Genomic DNA, 24,282 nt, shown 5'->3' with positions numbered 1-24,282 from the left:
TCAGGATTTATAAATTTCGGGGCCGAATGTTTTAACCCAGTGCTTTTTCAGGACCTTTTTCGCCTCTTCAATTTTATCAACGTCAAGAATAACGATGGCGTCGTGACCCCTGAGCATGATAAACGGATATAGCGCGTCGATATTAATTTTAGCCTCGGTGAGAGGACGAAGCACGGCATTAAATCCGCCTGGATGATCCGGTGTGGCTACGGCAATAACCTCTTTCGTTTCTACGGCATAACCCGAACTCTTCAGGACATTGACTGCACGTTCAGGATCATCAACGATGAGATGGAGCTGAACCGGACTGAGAACCGATGAGGCCATGATGCCCTTTATATTGATATTTTCATGTTCCAGAACTTCCGTTATCTGGAGCAGCTTTCCCGGAGTATTTTCAACCGCGACTGAAACCTGGGTAATTGGCATTGGACCGAACCTCTCTCTTTCTAATATATCCTATTTAGTATTGTTGTCAAATAATTCGAAGCCTGCCCTGAAGGCCTTCACGCTCATTTCGAAAAGCTTCTTTTTCGAACCCATGGCCATTTCCATGCTCTCCAGGACTTTTTCCGGATCGATGACGGCGATAAGTTTTACCAGGGAACCCAGAATGACCATATTTGCCGAACGCTCGCTCCCCATTTCATGGGCTATTTTGTTGGCATGGACGCCGTATAATATGACATCGCCGCGCACGGGAACCGTATCAACCAGATCGGCATTATATATCATCTGTCCGCCTGAAAGCATCCGTGCGATAAACTTGGCCACGGAGGGCTGGTTCATCGCCACAATAATATCGGGGATCGAGGCGATGGGGGACGCTATTTCCTCATCGGAGATACTGATGGTACAGTTGGCCGTTCCTCCACGCATAGCGGCGCCGTATTCCGGAAGATAGGTCACATGATAATCGGCCAGCATAGCGGCGTTTCCAAGAATGTTCCCCATGGTGAGAACGCCCTGTCCTCCCGATCCGGCATTGAGTATTTTCAGAAGCATCTATTTTTGTTCTCCTCTCTTATCTGTAAGAACTCCCGGGGGAAATTCCTTTGACATTACTTCATCGATCCATTTCAGGGAATCAACGGAGGACATCTTCCAGTTCGTGGGACAGGCCGACAGCACTTCGATGATAGAATAACCGAGACCGTCCACCTGGGTCTGGAAAGCCGTGGTTATGGCCTTTTTCGTCTTCCTGACACCGGCTGGACCGTTGAGCGCAACCCGTTCGGCGTAAACCACACCGGGAAATGTGGCCAGGATGTCTGTAATATGAAGCGGGTATCCCTCGACCTGCGGCGTCCGGCCGAATGGCGAGGTCGTTGTTTTCTGTTCGAGAAGCGTAGTGGGCGCCATCTGTCCGCCAGTCATACCGTAAACGGCGTTATTGATAAAAATTACACATATCTGCTCACCACGGTTGGCCGAATGAATGGTTTCGGCAGTACCAATGGCGGAAAGGTCTCCGTCGCCCTGATAGGTAAATACAAACAGTTCCGGGCGGGCCCGTTTGATTCCCGTGGCCATGGCGGTTCCCCTTCCGTGGGCCGATTCCAGCGTATCGATATCAAAGTACTTATAAGCCAGAACGGCGCAGCCGGCAGGATTGACGCAGACGGCCCGCTTGCCCAGATCCAGATCCTCCAGAACCTCGGCCACGATCCGGTGAACAATACCATGTCCGCATCCCGGGCAATAGTGCGTCACTACATCTTTTTTATAATATTTAGGCCATTTATTCTTCAGTTTCATAGTATTCATATTACTTCTTCTTCATTTTTTGATACTCACGGTAGATAATCCGGGCGAACTCAATGGGAGTTGGTATTATGCCGCCGGGACGTCCGTGAAAGGTTATCTCCGCCGAACCGCAGAGGGCAAGCTGAACGTCCTCTACCATCTGGCCTGTACTCATCTCAAAAACGATGAAATGCTTGATAGTGCGGGCCAGGTCATTCAGTACCTTGGAGGGAAAGGGCCACAGGGTGATGGGCCGTATAAGCCCGGCCTTCACACCGTCTTTCCTTACACGGTTAATGGCACCCTTGGCTATACGCGCCGTTGTGCCATAGGCGATTATGACAATCTCTGCGTCATCCATCAGGTACGATTCATATCTGATCTCGTTTTTTTCGATCTCTTTATATTTGCGGAACAGCTTCCAGTTATGCTGCTCCATTTCACGGGGATCAAGTATGAGGGAAGCCATATACCTGCTGGCCCCCGTACCACGGCCCCTGAGAGCCCATTCTTTTTCCGGGAGCTTCTTTATCTTTTCAGGAAATATGACGGGCTCCTTCATCTGGCCCATCATGCCGTCGCCAAGGAGCATGACCGGCGTACGGTATTTATCGGCCAGGTTGAACGCGTCGAATGTTAAATCGGCGATTTCCTGAACCGATGCCGGAGCCAGTACCGGGGTCCTGTAGTCCCCGTGGCCGCCTCCGCGCGTCGCCTGGAAATAATCTCCCTGCGCCGGGGCGATGTTGCCCAGACCCGGCCCTCCCCTCATCACGTTGACCACCACGGCAGGGAGCTCAAACCCGGCGAGGAAAGACATACCTTCCTGCTTCAGGCTTATGCCGGGACTTGACGAGGATGTCATGGCTCGCACGCCCGTTGCTGCAGCGCCGATAACCATATTGATAGCGGCTGTTTCACTCTCAGACTGGAGAAAAACGCCATCGTTCGCACGAAGATGCTGCGCCATATATTCACCGAGCTCGTTTTGGGGAGTAATGGGATACCCGAAGTAGCACTTAACTCCCGCCCGGATAGCAGCCTCAGCGAAGGCATGGTTTCCGCTTATAAATATCTTATTCTCCTTCACCGTACACCTCTATCACCACGTCGGGACATATCTGGGTACATACCATACAACCCACGCAGGCATTCTCATTAACGACTTCTGCGTAGTGATATCCCATTTTATTGAGATTCTTTGACGATTGGAGGACCTTCTGCTTGCAGAATTCTATACAGAGATTACACTCCTTGCAGCCCTGTTCCCTGACTACAACACGAAACTTCTTTTTTTCCTTAGTCATCAGTTATTCCGGATTTTATTACTACAAAATTGAATATTATACAAATATAAGTTCTGTCCATATACTCAGGATGGGTTTTATTTTGCAAGGAAATTTTTCATGACATATATTCAGATGCGTTGAAAGATTTTTCAAAGAGGATATCACAGAAAGAACACGAAGATCGTGAAAAGTAAAAAATATTTGACCGGGACCGCATGAAACTTTGAACTGCAGCATTAAACAGACTACTGGAACGAGGTGCCACCCATGTTCAAAGCCCCTGAAATGAGAGCCGCCGATTACACCTGCCTTCTCTGCGGATCAAGACTGGAACTGAAACTGGAAAATCTGGTCGTTGGAGACAATACGGGCTCATGCCCCATGTGCGCCGAGCCTTTCTGCATTATAATAACAACGGAAGAGATGTATCAGCTCATAAAAATCGAGCGGCAATCTGGCACCTTCGTGGAACAGTAGACGACTGCCGCTTTTTCCTGCAGCCATGTTACAATGCTGATTTGAGAGCATATATCTCGATGTCCGATACTGTAATAGCGCCACCCCGGGAATAAAGTGCTATTCCCCTGTCGTCGGGTCCCGGGAATATCCTGCAGGTTATAACAGCCCGGCCGTCACCGGCAAAAACCTCCACAATGGAATTATCGATGAAAACATGCAGTTCCAGGGCATCGCGGGACATCGCGACAGGAACCTCAGCACGGCTCATTGTGCCGTACTCCTCACTGAAAGAATCATCATCGGAATGTGAACGCTCCACAAAAAGTTTCTCCGTGACAGTATCATAGCCTATAACTGTGGCATTGTCGGCCCCCTTGCACACATAAAGGCCAAACTCACGGGCCTTCTGACGGGAAAACCGGACCCGTATCTCCAGGCTGCCTCCAGTTTCCCCGCCAGGATTGGGCAATGTATATTCATCGACGACGGAAATATTTTTCAACCTCCGCGAGCGGTTACGCAATGCTGCCGTTTCCCTCACGGGCTTCTGGGTCAGGCGCAGGCCTTCAGGCGTACTTACCAGTCCCACTTCCCGGGGGAGGGACATGGCGCCCTTCCAGGGATGAGTCGGAATGTCATTGGCGTATTTCCAGTTATTCAGCCACCCGATCATTATGGTTCTGCCGTCTTTTGCGGGAATATTATTCCAGGAAACGGCGGCATAATAATCGTAGCCGTGGTCAAGGCGAAGACCCAGGTCCGGGGCATTGTCATTAATAAATTTTTCACCGTCAAATTCACCGATAAAATACTGCATGTCGGGTCCCGGGCCATTCTGGCCCAGGGACGTGACCAGGACCCATTTATGCGCTCCCTTCCCGTCTTTGACGGGCAGTCGGAAAAGATCGGGGCACTCCCATATTCCTTCGGGGAATCCGGCAGGACCGAAATCGCTCAGATGCTTCCAGGTTTTGAGGTCCGTGGAGGAATAAAAACGCACCTTCCGCTCCTTTGGAAGGCTTACGGCCATGATCCATCTTTCCGTAGCTTCATGCCGGAACACCTTGGGATCGCGAAAATGCATGACATCGATGTCCAGAACAGGATTACGGGAATACTTCACGAAGGTACGCCCCCTGTCAACACTCACGGCAATGCTCTGCGTCTGCTCCAGGAGCGTGAAGGACGTATACACCGCCGTCATGCAGGATGAGATATTTTTACCGCACAGTCCGCTTGTATTTTCATCATCGATGACTGCGCTGCCGGAAAACATCATGGTGGGATAAAACCAGGGGCCTTCTTCCTCCAGTGCTACGGGCAATTCCTCCCATTGCACCAGATCACGGCTCACGGCGTGTCCCCAGCTCATGTGGCCCCATTTGTTTCCGAAGGGGTTATACTGGTAAAATAAATGATATTCCCCGTCGAGGTAAACCAGGCCGTTGGGATCGTTGATCCAGTTCTCCTGGGCCGTAAAATGATATGCCGGCCTCAGGTGAGGGCTATTCTCCGGGCTTTTGCAGGACACAAGGATCACCCCTGCGACAATACCCGCAAGAAGACTGAAGAAAATAACGGTTAATCCGAAACCCCGGAGCCGAAACTGCATCCTTTCCATCACCGACCTCCCGCAACAAATGATAATCTCGCGTATAAATTAATAAGGATAATTATATATGTGTATAGGTAAAAAGCGAGTGAAAAATGGGCCGGATCTTTCCTTTATAGCACCTGGGAATTCAATTTGAATAAGATTTTAAAGAATATCACCACGGAGGTTCGGAGAACACGGAGATTAAAATGTTAAAGTAAAATCTCCGTGTTCTCTGTGTCTCCAGCGAACGACAGAGAGCGGGTGGTAATATCTTTCTTTACGAGTTAGCAGGTTCTCCTTAATTTTATAACCCCTTTTACCAAATAACAATTCAGACTATTTTCAGTTATAACCGCCGGCGGTCCCGGAAATCGAAAAAAAACCTCCGAAAGCGTTTATAATATCTTGCATTGGGCGCCGACCCGGTTTATTGTTGAAGCAGCAGTTACCTGAAAAACATAACGCGTGAGGAAAACCATGCATGAAAAAATATCCATTCCAATCAAGGACTCGCACCGCCTCATAAATGCCGGCTCCCTGATCCTGGTCTCCGTGTCCAGCGGCAACCGTTCCACCATAACACCAATTGCCTGGCACATGCCCGTGAGCGGGACACCGAAACTTGTAGCCATAGCCCTTGCAGCAAAACACTTTTCCCTGGAACTCATCGAAACGACACGGTGCTTCTGCATCAACCTCCCGGACCATACCCTCCTGGACAGGGTGCTTTACTGCGGAAGTCATTCGGGAAGGAACGTGAACAAATTCGTTGAAACGGAACTCACGGCGGCCCGCTGCAACACCATCGACTGTCTCCGGGTCGAAGACTGCTCTGCTCACATAGAATGCATGGTAAGCGATATCATCCCCGCCGGAGACCATAAAATGGTGATCGGTGAAGTCACGGCCGCCTATTGCCTAAAGGAAATATGGCGCGATGACGGCACACTGGACCCGGAAAAGCTCAGCCTCATACAACACCTGGGCGGCGCCGCTTTCGGTACCATCATCACTTCGGTAAAATGATCCCGGCCTGGAGAAATTTTAAATGAATTAGCTGCAATGCTAGGAAAGGTGCGTTTCAAAACGCTTTTTGAGGCGCTCCACTGCCTCGCGCGGATCGACCACGACAATCCTGGTGCCGGCGAGAACGTCGAGAAAGCCCACTTCGTTCTCATAACGGGGTACGATGTGCATGTGGATATGGGGAATGCTGGCACCGCTGCCGCTGCCCAGGTTATAACCGGCGTTAAATCCCGACGGATTAAATTCTTCTCTTAATATTTCTATCGTCGAAGCCGAGAGGTGATGCATGCGCAGGGCTTCTGCATCGGAAAGCTGGTTCATCCCGGTGATGTGGCGCACAGGAAAAATAATAAGATGCCCGGGATTGAAGGGGTAGAGATTCACTGATACGATGAACAAATCGTCGCGAAACACTTCAAGGGATCTGACTTTTTCCGAACGGTCACGTATGGCGCAGAGGATGCAGTCCACATCGGGTTTCTCACCCCTGACGTATTTTATTTTTTCCGTATTGAAGAGATATTTTCCCAATTAAAGGAACCTGTTTTACAGAATAGCCATAGGCTGCACATCCATGCGCCGCTATCCCGGCACTACGATGATTGCGTTTATTATCTGCGTCTTCTCGAAAACATATATACTGCGTATGCCACCATACCGATGATGAAGGCAACGCCGAAAGTAAACATCATGATGTATAGCAGCTCCATGCGCTTAACCAGGGCTGTTTTAGTGGCAAGCTCAACCTCAAGCTTTTCCACCGTAAGAGAAACAATCTGCGTCGCAGAATCGATCTCCTTTTCGTCGGTGATATTTTTAAGATCGTCGGCCTTTTTCCGCAGGGCAAGGAGACGTTCGGGAAGGTCCTTTATCTCGGCGTGCTTTTCCAGAAGAAAATTGATATCCGATTCAATCTTGTCAAGATTCACCGCAATTGTCTCCAGGGACACCGGTTTATTTCCGGTCTCCTTGGCCGCATCAACATCCTGTGCGGAGAGGATCGCCGGGAAAAGCAGTGCCAGGCAGAAGATCAGTAAGGCCTTTTTATTTTTAATCATACGCTTCAACCTCGCCTTTCAAAGAAAGATAATCCCGCAATAATCGGCAGCCAGGAGAACGGCATGAAGTATGATGCATGCGTATACGCCGGCTATGTAGTCATCAATCATTATACCGAGACCACCCTTTAACTCCTGCAGTTTCCCCGCGGGATATGGTTTCAGTACATCCATAATGCGGAAGAGGATAAATCCCAAGATGGACAATTTTATACTGAAAGGTAAAAACATCATGGTTATCCAGTATCCCATCATCTCATCGAGAACCACCTCCTGGGGATCCTTTTTGCCGAAATAGAGTTCACCGGCATCACCCAGTTTTATTGCGGGATAGAGAAGGATTACGGCCACGCCCACATTGACCCAGGGACTGACACGCGGCCCGAAAATAAGGTATTCCAGAAAGTAGAAGATCATCCCAACGAAGGTTCCGGCCGTTCCCGGCGCAAGGGGTACATAGCCGGAATAAAAACCGGTAAACAGCATTTCCTTTATTTTCACGTTATCACTCTTCAATAGATTTTTTTTCCGGCAGAAACAGTTGCCAATTGGTAAACAGATACCTGAGACCGGAAAAGGCCGTCATGAGGGTCACGGCGAGCATGATCCAGTATGTTGCTGATTCGTGTGTCTCCAGGATTTTGCTTTTCTTCGCCATATAGATCAGGATAATAAGAACAACCGATATCATCTGAAAGGCCGTTTTGACCTTACCGAAACGGCTGGTCTTCAGTGGTCGTCCCTTGCGAAGGGCTACCATCCTCATGAAAGTAATGAGAACATCCCTTCCCGCAATTATCAATATCATCCATAAATCAATAATTTCCAGATTGGGATCCAGGGCGATGAGGGCGATGAGGGCCGAAATCACCAGGAATTTATCGGCCAGGGGATCGATAAACTCTCCGAATTCCGATTCCATCTTCAGCTTACGGGCGCTCCATCCGTCAAGAAGATCGGTAACCGAGGCTATGGAAAAAACCGCCAGGGCGCCGAACCACCCCATCATGGTTTTCTGGGCAAGTAAATATACGAACAAGGGGATAAGGACAACCCTGGACAGGGACAGGAGATTGGGAATATTCAATTTAAATTCCGGTATTTTCAAGGGTTTCTCCAATAAGATCATATTCGACAGCGTCGGTCACCCGTGCTCTGACAATAGTATTAATAAGATCCATTGTTGTGGTCAAGTAAAAAACACCATCAACCTCGGGAGCATCAAACTCGCTCCGTCCCACACAGGTCTTCTCATCAAGTCTCTCTTCCACCAGAACATTTACCGTTGATCCGATCATGCCCTTCAATTTTTCCCGGGATATGACCTGCTGCAGTTTCATGAGCTGATTGTACCGTTTTTTCATCACCCGCGCCGAAACCTTTCCGTCCAGCGAAACGGAACGGGTCCCTTCCTCAGGAGAATACATGAAGGCACCGACCCGGTCAAGCTGTGCCTTTTCAATAAATTCCATGAGCCGGGCGAAATCCCCACCGGTTTCACCGGGATGCCCCACCATAAAGGTGGAGCGGATGCGGATACCGGTCACCCGCTCTCTCAATTTCAACACGAGTTCCAGGTATGAATCAAAATTTCCCCTTCTCCCCATGGATTTCAGGATCGGGCCGCTGGCATGCTGAAAGGGAACATCAACGTATTTAACTACCTTTTTGTTGTCAGCCAGGAGCCCGACAATCTCATCGGTGATATGGTCGGGATGACAGTACATAAGTCGGATCCAGTCAACACCGGGTAGCTCCGATATCATATTCACGATTTCCGCGAGACCAGTGCCGTTCCAGTTGTACGAGGCCGTGTCCTGGGCAATGATAATGATCTCCCGCGCCCCCCTTTTCAGGGCCTGGCGGGCATCGTGCAGAATTTCCGTGGGAGAAAAGGAGACATGACTGCCGCGGATAAAGGGAATGGTGCAATAGGCGCAGTTATTGGAACATCCCTCGGATATTTTTATATAGGCAAAAGCCGTTCCCTTTTCCAGGGGGACCTGGTCCCGCTGCAGTCTGCCGTCCAGGCTGATATGAAACGCCGTGGATATTTTCCCCACGAAATTCTCATCGGGAACACCATCGATGAAATCGATTTCCGGAATATCATTTCGGATATCACTGTAATAGCGCTGTGTCAGGCAGCCCGTAACCACGACTTTTTTCCCGAAGGGTCTTTCCATATTACCAGCAGAAGCGTCACGCTGTTCCAGGGCATCGAATATAACACCGATTGATTCTTCTTTCGCAGGGGTTATGAATCCGCAGGTATTTATTATGAGGATATCGGCATCTTCCGAGGAGGATACGGAACTGAACCCGGCGGAAGACATGGCGCCGTTGATCTTCTCCGAATCCACGAGGTTTTTTGAGCAGCCCAACGAAATTATGTAGTAGGAGAGATCAGTTGAATGAAACACCTGTTACCAGTCTTTGATTACAATATGATACAGGTTGGGATTGGCCACATCCTTTTTCCATGTTATCACCTTGTTGGCAACCTGTCCTGATTTGCCGAAGGAGTACTCCCTGCCGTTGATGATGGCCTTGAGACCGCCGGCGTTACCCACCTTGATTTGTATAAATTCCGATGCCTCGTACCGCTCCCTGGTTCCCGGAGTGACGAAACCCTGGCTTTTCTTATTGCCGTCAAGATAGACTTCTACAAATGATTTCTGGGTAAATTCCGCCTCGAAAACTATCTTGAGGCTCTTCGGGTTCTGGGCGATTACACTGGTGTTATCCACATTGGCTTCCATCACCTTTTCGCCATCCTTGACGGCATCGGTGTTTTCCGTCACGACCTTCGCGCCCAACTCTACCATGATCTTCGCCCTGTTTTCCGTAAGGCCCTTGAGTGTAAAATTCACATCCCGTGGGCTGTCCTGAACACGGACGGAGGCCACTTTTCCCATTTCAAGTTTGAGTATCTGCTTGGCGGGAAGTATCTCCACCTCTACCGCTTCACCCTGGATCTCTTTCAGGAGGAAAACGACCTCCTTGTTATCAACGAGAAACTGGACCGCCTCATTTTTATAAACCAGCACGATCCCCTGCTCATTGTGAAGCTGAAGATTGCGGATATTCTCGATCTGGTTGCCTATATTTTTAGCGTTGTATTCACTTTTAATATTATCGATGGAATCACCGTCGGCGATGTCCACCTTCGATGAAAAAATGGATTTAATACCCCATATGATGAGCAGCATGGTAAAAGCGACGCCGGCAATAAAAATAATATTCCGGTACTGGTTCACGAAGTTGGACATGGTCATGCTGAAGGCCGCCCTTGTCGGCTTTGTCAGCTCCTCGAGCGGTGTGGCGCTTTCTCCGATTTTATATCCCCGGTAAGACATGATCATTTCATTGGCATCGAGTTTCAGAAATTCGGCATAGGAGCGGAGAAATCCGATTATATATGTCTCGCTGGGAAACTTGTCGAAATCTTCGTCTTCAAGAGCTTCAATATACAGAGGAGATATGTTCGTTTCCTTGACGATCTCCCTTATTGAAAGTTTTCTGCTTTCCCGGGCAGTGCGTAATCTTTCTCCAATGCTTTCCACTCGTTACTCCTCTGCTATCATGGGATTCTTGATGACCCTGGCACGCGCCGGCACATCAAACTTAAACAATCCATTAGGTAAGTCTATGTTCGTTTTTATATTAGAAAATACTATTTCCACGTTCTTGCCCGAAGAAGTCTCTCCCTCGGCCCTGGTTATGGTGTAGTTCTCCGTAACCCACAGCTTGAGTTTCCTGTAACCGCTGCGGCTTTCCTTCTGTTTCAGAATCAGGGTGTACATTTTAGAGCCATTGCTCTGGGGCTCGGGCTGCTCCTTGGCTGCAAACCGGTAATGATACTTGGAGAAGAGCCTTTTCAGGCCCGATTTTGTTCCCGTGGAAAAAATGCCGGCGTCCGATTTGAGGTCCTGCTCGGCCACTACATTCATGGACGGTATGTATATCCACATCATCTTTCCGTTTGATACTATTTTCTGTCCCTGGGGAGAAGTAAAATTAATAAGAAGCTTGTTTGATGCCTTGTAGCTTATCTCGCCGCGCTGTGTCACCTTCTTCCCCATCTTATCGGAAATGATGGTGAAGGTGGCCTGATAGGTCTCAAGCCCGGCAAACTTCTCCTGGATTTTCTGCACTACGTCGCTGACGGTGGTGAAATCGAATTTATAGGCAAGGGCCCCGGTGATCGTTAGGGAAAAAATCAAAAGGGCTGCGGATAATACCCGTATTATGTGCTTCATATTCCTCATAATCAAATAATATTTTTTGTTGAACAGGACAAGAAGGATAATACCGTCAAATGTATCAACTACTTTTTAATAAAAAATTTAGCACAACATAAAGACGTCATAGGGAAAAGTCAATCCTAAAAGCGACTTCTGTCAAGCATATTTCCCCGAATTAAGGGGGGGCAGGAAGGAACTTTTTAATTTCCGGCCGATTAAAATGCTGGACAAATTCATTAATAAATGTACCCTTGCAAGCAGTGACAAAATAACTGCTCACAGGAACTATAATGAAAGCTATCTTTATTGGCAATGAAAAACTTCAAACTGCTGACCTTTCCGATATAAACAGAGACGACCTTTTCCTTAAGCTGCTCTCGGAATACCGAATCATGGAATCCCACGTCATTTACTTTTCAGCGGGCGACGCGAAGATCAAGGAAATCCTCATCAAAAAGGATCCCACCTTCTCCGTGTAATCCCGGCGCCGCAGAATCTTTCTTGCAGCTTCCGACCCTCATGAACATTAAAAAAAGACCGGATGGATTTCCGGTCTTTTCAGTTTCTCCCCTGTCATCACCCCGCCGCGTCCGGACCCTGTTCGCCCGTGCATCGCGGCGTCCTTGCATCGGCGTATTATCATCCGCATCCGCCCGATATGGTTTTCTTCGTTTTCATTTTGACTTTTTTCTCAAACTTTAATTCCGGAAGCCCGTGGCCATGGCGCACCCGCGGATTGGCGGGATACACTGTCTCACCCACGGCCCGTGTAAAGGCATAACGCAGCACATCCGCATCTTTATTCTTCTTCATGTCTTCCCGCACCGCGATGGATTTATCAATGGTGAATGTATCAAGCCAGTTGTTGATGCCTCCGCTCAATATATAGAGATTGATAATATTCTGCGCGCGCATGATCTTGAAGGCCTCAACAGCGGTTTTTTCATCATTGGATATAATGATGTTGACCGTGTTTGCCGAAGCATCGAGGAATTTTTTCACGACATCCGTCTTTGTCAAATCGTTGAGCGTCAGATGTTCGGCATCTTCCAGATGAAAGATATTGTAATCACTTTCACTGCGCACGTCGATGAGGTTTTTATAGAGCAGTGCATTGTTCATGACCTCATAAAGCTCACCGGGATGAATAAAAACCTCGCGGCTCTCCAGCCGCTTCGATTCAACGGCGCTTTTCCAGCTCCAGCGCCGCTCTATTGAAGGCTGCCCAATAGCCATGGTGATGACGCCGGTCAGCAGGAGCAGTGAACCCGCGATGAGGGTTCCCTTTTTGTAGGGCTTCAGGTTGATATTCTTCCATGCCTTCTTCTCACCGAACTTCTGCTCAAGGAGCTCGGACCCGTAAAACATGGCAAAGGCCATGAGCAGAACCAGGACCACGGCCACACCGGCATCAACGCCGAGCCACTCCGAAAGGGTAAAGCGTCCCATGTAATATGAATTGTAAAAATTCTCGAAGGAAGCCACGCTTTCACCGAAGGTGAAGACCCCGAAGAGCACACCGCCCAGAAAGAACATGCCGTCAATTTTTCCCGTGGACATGGCCACCAGTGATGTTCCCGGGCAGAAGCCCCCCACTATGAAACCCACCCCCATGATGAGCCCGCCAATGATGCCGGGGAACAGGTAGGTTGGATTCACAAAGACCTTGCTGAAATCAAGCAGCCCCAGGGACGATGTCAGAAAGATGAGTGTCATGGCCACAATGATGGCGGTGAACATCACCTTGAGTACGCGCATTTCGGTAAAATAAAACTGGGCCGCCAGCCTTCTTGAATCACCAAAGCCCGACATCTCCAGCGCGATGCCGAAACCGATCCCGATGAGAAGTGCCGTGAGGTAGCCCCAGAATGTTCCGTAATTTCCCAGTATATCCAGTGGTGCCATACTATTTCTCCTTTTCCTTTCCCGTTAGTTCCACAGCTTCCGCACAAACCAGGCTATGACGTAGCCGCCGATGAAAACGCAGAACATGAAAGCCCAGCTTCCCACGGACAAAACCGCGCCGCCGCTCAGGGCCTGACCCGAAGTGCAGCCCCTGGCCAGGCGGGCCCCGTAACCCATGATCACGCCCCCGATAAAGGCCAGTATCCACCGCGTTCTATCGGTTATCTGCGGACCGCGGCGGGTTTCCACCTTCAGCCTGCCGTTAAAAAATCCCGAGATGAGCCCTCCGATAAAGGTTCCCAGCAGCATGAAAATCGAGGCGTCGGCCAGGGCATTCTGGCTTCCACCGCCGTAATGGGCGAAGTAACCGACCCGGTCGACGTGTCCACTGGCGAAAATGTCGAGAATGAAAGTCTGCACCCTGCTTATGGCGCCCGAGGCTCCAAGTCCCGCGCCGGTGAAAAAATACGCCATGAAAAGAACAACGCCCAGCATTGCTCCGCCCAGGTAGGGATTTATATAAGGTTTTTCAATTTTTGCATTCATGTCCGCACCTCCTTACGTCCGATCCTTTTTCATGACCGTATCAATAACGGCCTTCACCAGGTCCTTCAGCTTCATACCGAGCATTGTTCTGACCTGCTGACTCTCTTCGATTATTTCCACATCGTCAAATCCCGTCACCATGGCTTTAATGTTCGCCAGCACCGTGTGCCCCGTCGTGGTCAGATACACATGGACGACGAGAAAAGTAAGTATCATCCATGAACCGAGATTATGCAGGGGGGCGATAATAGTGAGGCCTCCCAGCATACTGCCCCAGGAGGGCCAGTACCCGGCGCTCCAGATCAGTATTCCCGTGATGACCTGGAAGGGCAGCAGAATGTTCAGCAGCCCCACATAGGTTATCTGCTGAAGCGGGTTCAGTTTCCTGTCCCGGGTCTTGGCCATGGGATGGGCCTCGCCGCGGAATATACCGTGAATATAATAGAGCGTCTGCACCGTAGCTTCCTTGAGGAATATCCGGTTGACACTGAAAAACTGCTTTATCTCTCCGGTGGTGATGTGATAGAAGAGAGAGAGAAAGGCATTAGCGACGATAATGAAGGCCAGAACATTATGTATGACCACGGCGTTCTCAAGGCCCAGTATCGTCACTGAACCGCTGTAATGAATCTCGAATCCCGTAACGATGAGGATAAGGACACCCGCCGCCATGGTCCAGTGCCACAACCGCTCATAGAACCCGTACATGTAGACCCGTTCCATTACCGCCGCATGGGCCTGTATCTTTTTCGCGGCACGATACCGAAGCACCGAGTGACCGGCCACACCCAGGGCCGACAGGACAAAAATCCAAAATCCCAGAAGATCCAGCCAGAGTCTTCTTCCATGACCGAAGACATAGCTGTATTTCACGCCGGTATTCCGTACGAGAATATAGCCGTCTCCGCCGTCCGATTCTATTTCACCGTTCAGGGTAACCGGCGCATCGGAGGCCAGCCGCGGCATTATTCCCGCCGGGGCATGGGAGGCCAGGACGATATCGTCGCCGAGGCGCGCCCGTGTATCGTGGCATTCGTTGCACCGGCGAACGGCCTGTTTCTCATGAACAAGGCCATGGTTCAGGCGATGGGGCGTTATGACTCCGACGATAACGGGATTTTTCACTCCCAGTTTTTCAAGGCGCGATGCCATGAAGGCGACCTTCTCTTTCTTATCCAGCACCAGTTCTTTCCCGTCTATGGTCCCGTTTTTATCCGCATCAAAAAAAGCAGTCAACCCGGGAGAATATTTTTTACCCTCGAGACAGGCCTTTCTTACCACGTCAAGAGACACTTCTTTACCGCTGTCCTTTTCCTTCCAGAACCAGCGGGTCACCAGGTTAAAGGGAGAAATTTTGCGTTCAACATATTTGGGAACGCGCTGCTGTTTTTTCTTGTCCACTTTATAGGAGAAAAGTCCCGGCGAGTATCCTTCGAGGTACATGGTGTTCATGTCGTAGGTGTAGTCGTTATCCCGCGCGTATCCCCTGAACTCAATGCGGGCTTCGCCCTTTTCGGTAACCACCGTTTCATCGAGGGACTGAAAGCCCGGTCCCTTGACGTTGGGAATATGACACGCCGTGCAGTTAAGAGTATCCATATGCCGCTGTTTGTATGGCAGATGTTCATGTATGACATAGGGATCATGACAACACTCGCACGATGCAGCCGCAAGCCGGTGATCGGGCCACTTGAGATACTTGCCCGTGGATTTGATTTTACGCGGGTCCCTGGTGAGATGATCAAGATCGCCCGTGACCGTCCCGCAGAAACGGGGATCATTGCTGTTAAAATGGCAGTCCACGCATTCAAGCTGCCGAAGCGAGTGAACGTCCCAGGGATAATTGAACATGAACTTGTTCTTGATGTTCATATCAGAATCGGCGATATTCTGCGGCGCGTAGACAGTACCGCCGCCCTGTGTGAAATCATACCTCCGGCCATCGAGAAGATAATCCAGGGACCGGGTATAGTCATCGGGAATACGCAGGCCTTCCCTGCACATATCGATAATACCGTGGCATTTACCGCAGTTAGTATTGTCGGGCCGCTGCACCAGCACATTTACCTTGCGGTAATCACCGCTCATCTCCCCGTCTTTAAAGTGGCATTCAACGCAGGAAGGGTTCATCTTATCTTTGTAGTGGCTGCTGTGCGCCATGATATATTTCGCGTCATGACAGGGCATGCAGCTCTTCTCATTGGATATCTTCTGTTTTTTATCGGTTATGATTCCGCCCTGGGCGTTTTTGAGAAAGAACTGCGGATGCAGCACATTCTCAACGCTGTCGGCCATTCCCGCAGCTGCCAGCGAAACAGCCGTTGAAAGGAGAAGAACAGCCGTGATTTTTATCGAGATCTTCATGTCTATTCACTCTCCTTTTTCTGAAGTAAATTATTCGTTTTCCTTCCACCGGTATCAGCGGGGTCCTCACCATATCCCAGGGCCTTCCAGTTCATCCTGCTTTTCCCCGTGGGGCCTGTGCCGTGGCATTCACAGCAGCGCAGTGCCTGGTTGACGGGAGAGACCATGTGGGCAATGGGCCAGTACATATCGGTTCGCGTGAACCCGTAGCTGCCGCTGTATTTCACGTCAATGATCTCCGACCCGAGACGCAGGGCCTTGTCCCAGTTGAACTCGTGCCAATATCCCCCTTTCCCCGAGGTAACGGGCTGGAGCAATATCCTGTTTACCCTGTCATAGGGCTGTGTTGCCCTGTGCACCTTGAAGGGCCAGATCTTCGCCTTGGGATCATGGATATCGCCTTCCGGGTCGTTGAGTATCGTTACCTTTCCCGGATCTATTATATCGCCGATGATATAGCGTTTTGATTTCAGGTTAAACCAGTAATACTCGGGTATGACATTCTCCTCGTAAACGAATTCGCCCTTTATTTTCAGATACTCATGTGTACTCTCTTTCCTGTTGGGATCACCGGCCTTGGACCAGTCCCAGTTTATCTTGGTTGGGGCTCTTTTGGCAAACCGTGAAATGTGGCAGGTCTCGCAGGCAAGGCTGTCCAGGTGTGCGTTAATCCTGCGATCCTGGTGCGGCACATCAACATGGCAGTCGGTACAGGCGATGCCGTTTTCATGGTTTACACTTATGGAATAGGCCTTTCCTTTTATATTATGCTTTTCAGTTTTATGACAATCCACGCAGAGCATGTTATTCTTACCCATATGAACATCCACATCCCCCGGGGCGTTCACCAGGGTCTGGTCAAGATCACCATGCTTGACCCCCATGCCGCCGCCGCCATAGATATGACAGATACCGCAGTTTTCACGCTTCGGATATCCCACACTCTTTGCCACGGACTGAAGATCAACGCCCTTGGCCGGCATGCCGTACGCACCCTTGGAATAGTTGCCTGACCAGTCATGACAGATAAGGCAATCAACATTCTCTTCTTTCTTAAAATCAAACGTATCATCTTCCCAGCCGTACCCGGCATGACAGCTCGTGCAGGAAATCCAGTTGCCCTTAATACCCAGGCAGAAATTATTGAGAAGATTTTTCTTCCCCATTTTAATGAGACCGCCATGATCAGGTACGCTCACCGCCTCACCCTCCCACTTCCAGTGCGAGGTCTTCATAAGGTCCGTTGCGGCATCTTCGTGACACTTGAGGCATGCCTGGGTCACATCCTGCGCCCTGTCGAATTTTTTCGTAAAAAAGGCCGAATGGTCCAGGTGGGCCCGCCTTTTTACAACATTTTTCCAGGGACTCCGTTGCGCCCCTTTGCCCTCGGGCAGAAAAATAAGAACCGGGACCGCTATGATGACAGCCATCAGTGCCGCTCCCAGTATCCATTCATGCTGTATTCGTTTCATGGATTTCCTCGCCTGGCGGATTTTAATTGTATCTATACTCAAAAAGACTGAAAAAGATGATATGCCTACATATATTTATACGATAAATGTTTCCGTAATTCAAGATTATTTTCCCGATTTTATTGCTTTACCGATCATGGAGCTTCAATCACTTCAGACACTTTTAGTTATTTAGTGTTTAATTATCAACTAAATTTTTATATCTTCTTTTAAATATTCTCATTTTTGACAAAAACCGATTCACTTGTATATATTCTGCCCTACCTGGTGATTTTCACTTGAAAAATAACTCCGGGATAAGGGCATATCCATCGTGGTTTGCCGGGTCTTTTTTAACTGAGAGAGGTCCAGTCACAACGGCACACTACAGGATATTATCCCAATAGTGTGGAGAGAGGAGCACGATAAATGTATAGATCTCGAGCCTGCCGACAATCATGATCAGGACGAGCCAGTATTTTATGATCGGCGGGAAAAAACCAAAGTTCCGTGTCGGGCCCACTGCACCGAAACCGGGCCCGATGTTTCCAATGCACGCCAGGGTCGCCGACATGCTGCTTATGAGATCGGCTCCCGAAGCGGACACGACAACGGTTGAAACCAGAACCAGGGAAATATAGAGAAAAACAAACCCGATGATGGAGTATATAAAAGATTTTTTGACAACCGCGCCATTCAGCCTGAACACAAAAACACCGCGAGGATGGAGAAGATATTTTATCTCGTTCAGGGCCTGTTTGGACAGGACAACGACATGGAGCATCTTTATACCGCCCGAGGTTGATCCCACGCACCCGCCTATGAAAAGCATGATAAGCAGTATGGATTGCGCCAGGGGCGGCCACAGGTCATAATCGGCCGTGGCGAATCCCGTGGAAGTCATGAGCGTGGCCACCTGGAAGGCTCCGTACCGGAAACAGTCCGCCAATGAATGATACACATTGCCGTACAGTGATATGACCACGATGACTACGGCGATAAAAAAAACGGCCAGGTATGCCCGCAGCTCCGTATTTCTGAAAACCGAAGTAAAACGCCTGTTTAAAATTCTGTAATAAAGCGTGAAATTAACACCGGACATGATCATGAACAGCGTGATGACCCAGTCAATGTAGGCGCTGTTAAAGGCCGCGACACTGGCGTTCCGGGTTGAATAGCCGCCCGTGGCCAGTGTGCCGAAGGAATGAGTAAGGGCGTCAAAAAGATCCATCCCCCCCGCCATGAGCAGCGCCGTTTCCGCCAGGGTCATTCCCGCGTATATACCCCAGAGGATCAGGGCGGTACTGGTGATCCTGGGTGTCAGTCTTTCCACATCGGGGCCCGGCATTTCGGCGCGCAGGAGCTGGAGTCCGCTCACGCCCAGGATGGGCAGAATGGCCACGGCAAGGCTGATGATGCCCATACCGCCCAGCCAGTGAGTTAATGAACGCCAGAACAGGATCGAACGCGATTTGTCCTCAACATTGCTCAGGATGGTGGAACCGGTTGTGGTAAAACCCGAGACAGTTTCAAAAAGCGCATCGGCGAACGAGGGTATTTCACCGCTGGACATAAAGGGGATGGCACCGAAAACCGATGCTATGAACCAGACGATTACCACAATAAAGAAACCGTCGCGGGGTAAAAGAGTTGTCGTATTTTTTTTTACAGTCAGTAAAATTATACCGCTGATAATGGATGCGATAACGGCGGGCAGGATAAAGTCATATAAACGCCCGTATTCACCGTAAATCAGGGCCACAATCACGGGCAGCATCATGGACAGGGAGAGGATTATGATCACAATAGCGATTATTCTCAGTACCAGTTTGACATTCATGCTCCCTGCCCCTTTCTCCGACCCCAAAAAATTTAAAATAAATATCACTAAAAACATATATAAGAATAAAAGTCATTCAAAAAATATATTTACAAAAGGTATCTTCTGTATTATAATTTCCGTGGTGTTGGGATAATAAAACAACCTGCAGGAAGGTTTATATCGGTTGGAAGAACAAAAGGTTTCCATACTCATTGTCGACGATGACGGGGATCATCGGGAACTGTACATACATTACCTGAAGAAAAGCACATCCCCGACATTTGCCATTGAAGAGGCGGCGAGCGCCGATGAAGCAGCGACACTACTGCAGCGCTATACCCCGGACTGCATGCTGCTGGATTACCGCCTTCCCGCCATGGACGGTCTGCGCTTCCTGGACAACTACCGTGAAGAAAACTGGTTCAAAAAAACAGCCATAATAATCCTCACCGCCCACGGCAATGAAACAATCGCCGTGGAGGCCATGAAAAAAGGGGCCATGGACTACCTGGTCAAAGGCAGGCTCGACGGGGATTCGCTCATACGCACAATCCGCTTTGCCGTGCGCCAGAAAAAGAACGACCTGGAAAGAGACCGCCTCTTCACGGATCTCCAGCAGGCCCGGGAAAACGTAAAAAGGCTGAAGGGACTCCTACCCATCTGCGCCCGGTGCAAAAAAATCCGCGATGATGACGGGTACTGGCAGCAGCTTGAGAAATACATCGAAGAGCACTCCGACGCGGAAATCAGCCACAGTCTCTGCCCCGGGTGCCTGGACCAGCTCTATCCCGACTATGCGAAAAAAATAAAATCGAAATAGTACCTCACCCCCCGGCCCCCTCTCCCATAGGAGAGGGGGAGGTTCCAGCAGCAAATTCAATTTAGCAAGCCCTCTCCTCGCGGGAGAGGGCGCGGCGGAGCCGGGGAGAGGTCGATAAAGACTACGGCCTGGCCGCTTTCGGCTGATACTCCTCTATGGGCGTGCCGTCGAGAAAATCTACAATGTACCGGGCCGTAATTTCGGGCTTTTCCTCCTGGGGGATGTGGCCGCATTCGGGGATCACCACCAGTGTTGAATTTTTCATATCATGCTGAAAGCGAAGCCCTACCTTATCGAGGGGAATCCACTGGTCATCGCGTCCCCAGATGATGAGGGTCTTCACCTCCATGGCCCTGACGCGCTCGATATATTTGCCAAACTCCTCGAAGTCCACGGCGCGGCTCAGGGCCACCTGTGTATCGATATGTCCCCTGGTGCGCATGCGGTCGTAATAGGCCTGGACCTGCTCTTTCCGTATTTTATCACTGTCATAATAAACTTCGCCCAGGTTCCATTTCACTATCCACTTGCCGTAGAGGCACCCCACCATTTCGGAGGAAAAGGGAATGGAGGCCATCTTGATAATGGTGGGCTTTTTCATGGGATATCCCCCGGCATCAATCAGGATCAGCCTCTCCACCTTATCGGGATGCTCCAGGGTCAGAAGAAGGCCCACGGCGCCGCCCAGGCTGTTACCCACATAAATGACCTTTGTGAGGCCCATTTTTTCCATCCAGTCGTTCACATCCTCCATGAGGCTGTAGGCGTCATATTTTGCCTTTTGCGGTTTTTCTGACCAGCCGAATCCTTTCATATCGGGCACAAATATATAATAGCCCTTTGCCTGAACAATGGGCGCAATCCGCTCCCAGGAATAGGACGAGGAGCCGAAACCGTGTACCATGACCACGTTCTCTCCCTTGCCGGCATACTCGGCATAGTGGATCTTCAGGCCGTTCACCTCAACCATGTGGTCCACGGCGCCGGGCGTGGGGTGAATCACCTCCCCCGAGGGAAGGCGTTTGACGAAAATGCCGCAGGAGGAAAGCGACAGGGCCAGCAAAGCAGAGCAAGCCAGGGCCGTTTTTTTAAAGAGAGGAAATTTCTTTTTCGATGCCGTCGATATGCTCATTAGTATGCCTCTTTATACAATGGTTTTATGGAGGCTATATATAACCGGACGGCGATTCTCCTGTCGAGAAAAAAATTGTTTATTTTGAATATAATGGCGTGACCTCACCCCGGCTCCGCCGCGCGTCGTCGAGCGCTTTTCAGACCTCCTGTTCGCGATCGACACTAAAACTTCGTGTTTTGAGCTCTCCCGCAGGAGAGGGCTCTCTGGAACAAATTTTCTTTTTGGCCTCCCCGATCGCTTCGATACGATCGCCTGGTTGCCTGGGAACAGCGAAGCCGTCATATCGAGGCAGCGATCACTCAGCAACCGGGGCGTAACTCCTTTCGTGGTATTTCATTCCACAACCAGGGCCTCGGTTGCCGAGTGTTTCACGCAGTGAAACGTATCGAGGCGCCCGAGGCATGTCGAGGCATTAATTCGTGCCACATCGGATTCGGTTGACGGGTAAACGCCGCATTTCGGCACACCGGGAATCCCCAGGTACAGATAAGCTGTTAAGGCCTTTTTATTCCAGATCATGTATTCTTCGGGATAAACATGGCAGAGGATCTGACCAACACGAGTTTCAATTCACACGACAGCATGGGGCTTCATGTCGTTCAATGTCCCGATCTACAACAGTAGAAATTAAATATGTCTATTAGATTCAACAACTTCACTAAAACCGTTGTTTGATAAAATATATAGGCAATTACCATCCCGCATAGTCTCAATACAAGACATGTGCCGGAAAGTATTCCGGCCGGGAACCGACGTCGCAGAAATCCCCTGCTCTGCGCGTCGTCACACGCTTTTTTGACTTCCTGTCAGCCCGTGACACCGGCGCCTCCAAGTTCCGGATGGAATAATCACAAGCAGATAAGCGAGCATCAAGGATGTGCGAGCGCCTGGGCTGCACGTGAGGATGGCCATGGACGGCCTCCGCAGCGTGCACGAAGCGAGTTCCCTGAAACAAAAAGTCTTAGCCACCGCCGGCGTTTGAGGCGGCGCGGGGGTGGTAAGGAGGGGTGATGCGCCACACCCCTCCTGGAGGAGAGACCCGGCCAAAATCCTCCGCAACTCCTCCGACGTTCCTCCGTAGATGCTCCGTACTGATGCCCATGAAGGTCTCTGGTAAAAATGAACCCCATATTCCAGGGATTTTCAAAACAAATCGGGGACCTTGTTTTCGTACAGACAAATGGAAAAACTTACGTGAGGAAAAAAGTTATCCCCCGCCAGACGAACAGCGAGGCTCAACAGCGGATACGCGCCCTGTTCAGGGAGACCGTAGAGACATGAAAAGGGTAATGATCAATATACTCAGAGGCATGTTTCTTTATGTGATGGTTTTTGGGAGACTTTAATTAGCAGGGCGGTGATTTTTCCGTCCATCGGAGGTGGCGCCGGACGATGAATGGACAGAATACATATTTACACCAGGCGCATTGAGCTGGATGGTCCGTAATGGAAAAGTTCCATTCATCTCATCCCGAATTCTTTTTTCAGATTTTCATGAGATACCCATTTTTTATTTTTACGCTTTGTTTCAATCGCGGAATAATAATCTTTTTTATCTTCAGCCATGGCCTTTAATTCAATATATTCATTATAATCAATTATCACCGCCACCGGTTTTCCTTCTTCTTTTATTATATGTTTTTTAATCATGATAAGCCTCCTGCCTGTGTTTGATCTCGTATATATTTATTATAATCATGTTTTCATCAAAAATAACCCGATAGCGCCCGACCCTCATCCTTTTCAAATCTTCAAATTGACCTTTCAATACTTTTACATCATGACGATTTTCAGGATGCTCCGCATAATCCCCAATGGCGTCAACGATCATTCGAGCCGACTTTTTATCTGCCTTGAATATTTTACGCAACTGTTTTGCTGCCTTTTCAGAATACCGAATCTCTTTCCCCATCTGAATTCCCGTTCAAATTATTTTCCCGGCATTTCGATTAGAAAATAGATATATGTTTTCATCTTTAGCATATTTCATGACCCTACTATTACAATTGTGGTCTGTCAAGTTATTTTAGAAATAAAAGGGCTCACCGGCATGAATTCAAGAGTCACGGATAGAATAATCACTAACCTGGAAGAGCCGATTCCGTCCTCTGGAACATCCCAACCCGGCAGAAGAACCCTGCCGAAAATCCTCCACGACTCCTCCGTCGCTCCTCCGTAGATGCTCCGTTCTATCGCCCATAAAGGCTCGGCCATAATTATTTTTGAAATTTTTTTTCAAAAACATTTAAATCCCCCGGGACCTCCCCCGTATTAATATACAAAACACGGGTGACATGGATCGCACGGCGCCCATCCCCGTAAAATTTAATTGCAGGAGGCCTGTCATGGCCAATGTAAAGATAAACCCCGTATTCGAAGGATTTTCAAAACAGATCGGAGACCTTGTTTTCGTACAGACAAATGGAAAAACCTACGTGAGGAAAAAGGTTATCCCCCGCCAGGTGAACAGCGAAGCACAGCAGCGGATACGCGCCCTGTTCAGGGAGACCGTAGAGGCATGGAAAGAGCTCAGCAGGGACACGCAGAACAACTGGGATGAGGCGGCACGCGGCAAAGCCATGTCGGGATACAATCTCTTTATCCGGGTAAACATGCAGCGCCTGAAGACAGGCAAACCAGCGGCAGCAAATCCCGTTGATTAAAGAGTCCGAAACGGGACAAACGCACCGTTCTTTGAAAACATTTACTGTAGTTTGAACATGCCGCGAAGGACGTACAGGGGGTGTCTCAAAAGGGCACCCCTTTTTGTATTTTTGGATGTCCCGGAACCGGGACAAGGTGAATGCAGGAGGGGGT

The 24,282-nt window shown here is 49.5% G+C and carries 28 protein-coding genes; 5 read left to right on the top strand and 23 right to left on the bottom strand.

The window, feature by feature from the left end; translation table 11 throughout:
* The 6 genes from CVV44_12190 to CVV44_12165 are packed head-to-tail and all read right to left on the bottom strand — an operon-like array spanning position 1 to position 3,272.
* Positions 1-429 (bottom strand): hypothetical protein, encoded by a 429-nt coding sequence (locus CVV44_12190; protein ID PKL37921.1) that lies wholly within the window; start codon positions 427-429, stop codon positions 1-3.
* A gap of 30 nt (positions 430-459) precedes the next feature.
* Positions 460-1,005, bottom strand: coding sequence for a 2-oxoacid:ferredoxin oxidoreductase subunit gamma (locus CVV44_12185; GenBank protein PKL37920.1), 546 nt, complete (start codon positions 1,003-1,005; stop codon positions 460-462).
* Complete coding sequence (locus CVV44_12180; protein ID PKL38217.1) at positions 1,006-1,758, bottom strand: 2-oxoglutarate oxidoreductase; 753 nt, start codon at positions 1,756-1,758, stop codon at positions 1,006-1,008.
* 10 nt (positions 1,759-1,768) lie between these two features.
* Entirely contained in the window at positions 1,769-2,836 is a 1,068-nt protein-coding gene (locus CVV44_12175; GenBank protein PKL37919.1) for a 3-methyl-2-oxobutanoate dehydrogenase subunit VorB, read from the bottom strand.
* Complete coding sequence (locus tag CVV44_12170; GenBank protein ID PKL37918.1) at positions 2,823-3,053, bottom strand: hypothetical protein; 231 nt, start codon at positions 3,051-3,053, stop codon at positions 2,823-2,825. Before CVV44_12170 ends, CVV44_12175 begins: the two co-directional genes overlap by 14 nt.
* Before the next feature lie 36 nt (positions 3,054-3,089).
* Complete coding sequence (locus tag CVV44_12165) at positions 3,090-3,272, bottom strand: hypothetical protein (GenBank protein PKL37917.1); 183 nt, start codon at positions 3,270-3,272, stop codon at positions 3,090-3,092.
* 30 nt (positions 3,273-3,302) lie between these two features.
* On the opposite strand from CVV44_12165, the gene CVV44_12160 reads away from it, so the two are divergent.
* Positions 3,303-3,512 carry a hypothetical protein gene (locus CVV44_12160; GenBank protein ID PKL37916.1) on the top strand — a complete coding sequence of 70 codons (210 nt, stop codon included), beginning with the start codon at positions 3,303-3,305 and terminating at the stop codon, positions 3,510-3,512.
* Positions 3,513-3,540: 28 nt separating this feature from the next.
* Here the strand turns inward: CVV44_12160 and CVV44_12155 are convergent, their stop codons facing one another.
* Positions 3,541-5,115 (bottom strand): hypothetical protein, encoded by a 1,575-nt coding sequence (locus tag CVV44_12155; protein PKL37915.1) that lies wholly within the window; start codon positions 5,113-5,115, stop codon positions 3,541-3,543.
* 453 nt (positions 5,116-5,568) lie between these two features.
* Here CVV44_12155 and CVV44_12150 point away from each other — a divergent pair, with 453 nt between their 5' ends.
* Complete coding sequence (locus tag CVV44_12150; protein PKL37914.1) at positions 5,569-6,117, top strand: hypothetical protein; 549 nt, start codon at positions 5,569-5,571, stop codon at positions 6,115-6,117.
* Between the two features lie 39 nt (positions 6,118-6,156).
* Here the strand turns inward: CVV44_12150 and CVV44_12145 are convergent, their stop codons facing one another.
* From CVV44_12145 to CVV44_12115, 7 genes are all read right to left on the bottom strand, one after another.
* On the bottom strand, positions 6,157-6,648 hold the full coding sequence (locus tag CVV44_12145; protein PKL37913.1) for an HIT family hydrolase: 492 nt from the start codon (positions 6,646-6,648) through the stop codon (positions 6,157-6,159).
* 80 nt (positions 6,649-6,728) lie between these two features.
* On the bottom strand, positions 6,729-7,175 hold the full coding sequence (locus tag CVV44_12140) for a hypothetical protein (protein PKL37912.1): 447 nt from the start codon (positions 7,173-7,175) through the stop codon (positions 6,729-6,731).
* An 18-nt stretch (positions 7,176-7,193) separates the two neighbouring features.
* Positions 7,194-7,691: a phosphatidylglycerophosphatase A gene (locus CVV44_12135; GenBank protein ID PKL37911.1), complete on the bottom strand. Its 498-nt coding sequence runs from the start codon at positions 7,689-7,691 to the stop codon at positions 7,194-7,196.
* Positions 7,681-8,304, bottom strand: coding sequence for a CDP-diacylglycerol--glycerol-3-phosphate 3-phosphatidyltransferase (pgsA, locus tag CVV44_12130; GenBank protein PKL37910.1), 624 nt, complete (start codon positions 8,302-8,304; stop codon positions 7,681-7,683). Before pgsA ends, CVV44_12135 begins: the two co-directional genes overlap by 11 nt.
* Complete coding sequence (gene rimO, locus CVV44_12125; GenBank protein PKL37909.1) at positions 8,264-9,598, bottom strand: 30S ribosomal protein S12 methylthiotransferase RimO; 1,335 nt, start codon at positions 9,596-9,598, stop codon at positions 8,264-8,266. The genes pgsA and rimO overlap by 41 nt, the downstream gene beginning before the upstream one ends.
* 3 nt (positions 9,599-9,601) lie before the next feature.
* Positions 9,602-10,741, bottom strand: coding sequence for a hypothetical protein (locus CVV44_12120; protein ID PKL37908.1), 1,140 nt, complete (start codon positions 10,739-10,741; stop codon positions 9,602-9,604).
* A gap of 3 nt (positions 10,742-10,744) precedes the next feature.
* Positions 10,745-11,446, bottom strand: a complete 702-nt coding sequence (locus CVV44_12115; GenBank protein PKL37907.1) for a hypothetical protein — start codon at positions 11,444-11,446, stop codon at positions 10,745-10,747.
* Positions 11,447-11,712: 266 nt separating this feature from the next.
* Between CVV44_12115 and CVV44_12110 the strand changes: the two genes are divergently transcribed.
* Positions 11,713-11,901: a hypothetical protein gene (locus CVV44_12110; GenBank protein ID PKL37906.1), complete on the top strand. Its 189-nt coding sequence runs from the start codon at positions 11,713-11,715 to the stop codon at positions 11,899-11,901.
* Between the two features lie 160 nt (positions 11,902-12,061).
* Here the strand turns inward: CVV44_12110 and CVV44_12105 are convergent, their stop codons facing one another.
* The 5 genes from CVV44_12105 to CVV44_12085 form a co-directional block, all read right to left on the bottom strand.
* Complete coding sequence (locus CVV44_12105) at positions 12,062-13,327, bottom strand: sulfurtransferase (protein PKL37905.1); 1,266 nt, start codon at positions 13,325-13,327, stop codon at positions 12,062-12,064.
* Positions 13,328-13,351: 24 nt separating this feature from the next.
* Complete coding sequence (locus tag CVV44_12100; protein ID PKL37904.1) at positions 13,352-13,873, bottom strand: hypothetical protein; 522 nt, start codon at positions 13,871-13,873, stop codon at positions 13,352-13,354.
* Between the two features lie 12 nt (positions 13,874-13,885).
* A complete protein-coding gene (locus CVV44_12095) occupies positions 13,886-14,596 on the bottom strand; it encodes a cytochrome B (protein ID PKL38216.1) in 711 nt (236 codons plus the stop codon).
* A 1,643-nt stretch (positions 14,597-16,239) separates the two neighbouring features.
* Complete coding sequence (locus tag CVV44_12090) at positions 16,240-17,709, bottom strand: cytochrome C (protein ID PKL37903.1); 1,470 nt, start codon at positions 17,707-17,709, stop codon at positions 16,240-16,242.
* Between the two features lie 364 nt (positions 17,710-18,073).
* Positions 18,074-19,528, bottom strand: coding sequence for a potassium transporter (locus CVV44_12085; GenBank protein PKL37902.1), 1,455 nt, complete (start codon positions 19,526-19,528; stop codon positions 18,074-18,076).
* Positions 19,529-19,673: 145 nt separating this feature from the next.
* Between CVV44_12085 and CVV44_12080 the strand changes: the two genes are divergently transcribed.
* Complete coding sequence (locus CVV44_12080; protein ID PKL37901.1) at positions 19,674-20,330, top strand: hypothetical protein; 657 nt, start codon at positions 19,674-19,676, stop codon at positions 20,328-20,330.
* A gap of 121 nt (positions 20,331-20,451) precedes the next feature.
* On the opposite strand, the gene CVV44_12075 is transcribed toward CVV44_12080, so the two are convergent.
* The 4 genes from CVV44_12075 to CVV44_12060 all read right to left on the bottom strand — a co-directional run bounded on the left by CVV44_12075 (position 20,452) and on the right by CVV44_12060 (position 23,377).
* A complete protein-coding gene (locus CVV44_12075) occupies positions 20,452-21,462 on the bottom strand; it encodes a hypothetical protein (GenBank protein ID PKL37900.1) in 1,011 nt (336 codons plus the stop codon).
* Between the two features lie 336 nt (positions 21,463-21,798).
* Entirely contained in the window at positions 21,799-21,984 is a 186-nt protein-coding gene (locus CVV44_12070; GenBank protein ID PKL37899.1) for a hypothetical protein, read from the bottom strand.
* A gap of 942 nt (positions 21,985-22,926) precedes the next feature.
* On the bottom strand, positions 22,927-23,115 hold the full coding sequence (locus tag CVV44_12065; protein ID PKL37898.1) for a hypothetical protein: 189 nt from the start codon (positions 23,113-23,115) through the stop codon (positions 22,927-22,929).
* Entirely contained in the window at positions 23,108-23,377 is a 270-nt protein-coding gene (locus tag CVV44_12060) for a hypothetical protein (GenBank protein PKL37897.1), read from the bottom strand. The genes CVV44_12065 and CVV44_12060 overlap by 8 nt, the downstream gene beginning before the upstream one ends.
* A 433-nt stretch (positions 23,378-23,810) precedes the next feature.
* Here CVV44_12060 and CVV44_12055 point away from each other — a divergent pair, with 433 nt between their 5' ends.
* A complete protein-coding gene (locus CVV44_12055; protein ID PKL37896.1) occupies positions 23,811-24,128 on the top strand; it encodes a hypothetical protein in 318 nt (105 codons plus the stop codon).
* The last annotated feature ends 154 nt before the right edge of the window (positions 24,129-24,282 follow it).

This window comes from Spirochaetae bacterium HGW-Spirochaetae-1 (genome assembly GCA_002839375.1).
Lineage (GTDB): Bacteria > Spirochaetota > UBA4802 > UBA4802 > UBA5550 > PGXY01.
The sequence above is the reverse complement of the archived record's forward strand: the minus strand, read 5'-3'. Positions and strand labels throughout refer to the sequence as shown.

What these genes read in the sequence shown, in the direction of transcription:
- CVV44_12165 (PKL37917.1), bottom strand. Translation starts at nt 3,272, where the DNA reads ATGCTGCAGTTCAAAGTTTCATGCGGTCCCGGTCAAATATTTTTTACT.
- CVV44_12075 (PKL37900.1), bottom strand. Translation starts at nt 21,462, where the DNA reads ATGAGCATATCGACGGCATCGAAAAAGAAATTTCCTCTCTTTAAAAAA.
- CVV44_12055 (PKL37896.1), top strand. Translation starts at nt 23,811, where the DNA reads ATGGCCAATGTAAAGATAAACCCCGTATTCGAAGGATTTTCAAAACAG.
- CVV44_12070 (PKL37899.1), bottom strand. Translation starts at nt 21,984, where the DNA reads ATGATCTGGAATAAAAAGGCCTTAACAGCTTATCTGTACCTGGGGATT.
- CVV44_12095 (PKL38216.1), bottom strand. Translation starts at nt 14,596, where the DNA reads ATGGAACGGGTCTACATGTACGGGTTCTATGAGCGGTTGTGGCACTGG.
- CVV44_12060 (PKL37897.1), bottom strand. Translation starts at nt 23,377, where the DNA reads ATGGGGAAAGAGATTCGGTATTCTGAAAAGGCAGCAAAACAGTTGCGT.
- CVV44_12090 (PKL37903.1), bottom strand. Translation starts at nt 17,709, where the DNA reads ATGAAACGAATACAGCATGAATGGATACTGGGAGCGGCACTGATGGCT.
- CVV44_12085 (PKL37902.1), bottom strand. Translation starts at nt 19,528, where the DNA reads ATGAATGTCAAACTGGTACTGAGAATAATCGCTATTGTGATCATAATC.
- CVV44_12115 (PKL37907.1), bottom strand. Translation starts at nt 11,446, where the DNA reads ATGAGGAATATGAAGCACATAATACGGGTATTATCCGCAGCCCTTTTG.
- CVV44_12155 (PKL37915.1), bottom strand. Translation starts at nt 5,115, where the DNA reads ATGGAAAGGATGCAGTTTCGGCTCCGGGGTTTCGGATTAACCGTTATT.
- CVV44_12105 (PKL37905.1), bottom strand. Translation starts at nt 13,327, where the DNA reads ATGGCACCACTGGATATACTGGGAAATTACGGAACATTCTGGGGCTAC.
- CVV44_12160 (PKL37916.1), top strand. Translation starts at nt 3,303, where the DNA reads ATGTTCAAAGCCCCTGAAATGAGAGCCGCCGATTACACCTGCCTTCTC.
- CVV44_12100 (PKL37904.1), bottom strand. Translation starts at nt 13,873, where the DNA reads ATGAATGCAAAAATTGAAAAACCTTATATAAATCCCTACCTGGGCGGA.
- CVV44_12110 (PKL37906.1), top strand. Translation starts at nt 11,713, where the DNA reads ATGAAAGCTATCTTTATTGGCAATGAAAAACTTCAAACTGCTGACCTT.
- pgsA (PKL37910.1), bottom strand. Translation starts at nt 8,304, where the DNA reads ATGATCTTATTGGAGAAACCCTTGAAAATACCGGAATTTAAATTGAAT.
- CVV44_12065 (PKL37898.1), bottom strand. Translation starts at nt 23,115, where the DNA reads ATGATTAAAAAACATATAATAAAAGAAGAAGGAAAACCGGTGGCGGTG.
- CVV44_12180 (PKL38217.1), bottom strand. Translation starts at nt 1,758, where the DNA reads ATGAAACTGAAGAATAAATGGCCTAAATATTATAAAAAAGATGTAGTG.
- CVV44_12170 (PKL37918.1), bottom strand. Translation starts at nt 3,053, where the DNA reads ATGACTAAGGAAAAAAAGAAGTTTCGTGTTGTAGTCAGGGAACAGGGC.
- CVV44_12140 (PKL37912.1), bottom strand. Translation starts at nt 7,175, where the DNA reads ATGATTAAAAATAAAAAGGCCTTACTGATCTTCTGCCTGGCACTGCTT.
- CVV44_12185 (PKL37920.1), bottom strand. Translation starts at nt 1,005, where the DNA reads ATGCTTCTGAAAATACTCAATGCCGGATCGGGAGGACAGGGCGTTCTC.
- CVV44_12190 (PKL37921.1), bottom strand. Translation starts at nt 429, where the DNA reads ATGCCAATTACCCAGGTTTCAGTCGCGGTTGAAAATACTCCGGGAAAG.
- CVV44_12150 (PKL37914.1), top strand. Translation starts at nt 5,569, where the DNA reads ATGCATGAAAAAATATCCATTCCAATCAAGGACTCGCACCGCCTCATA.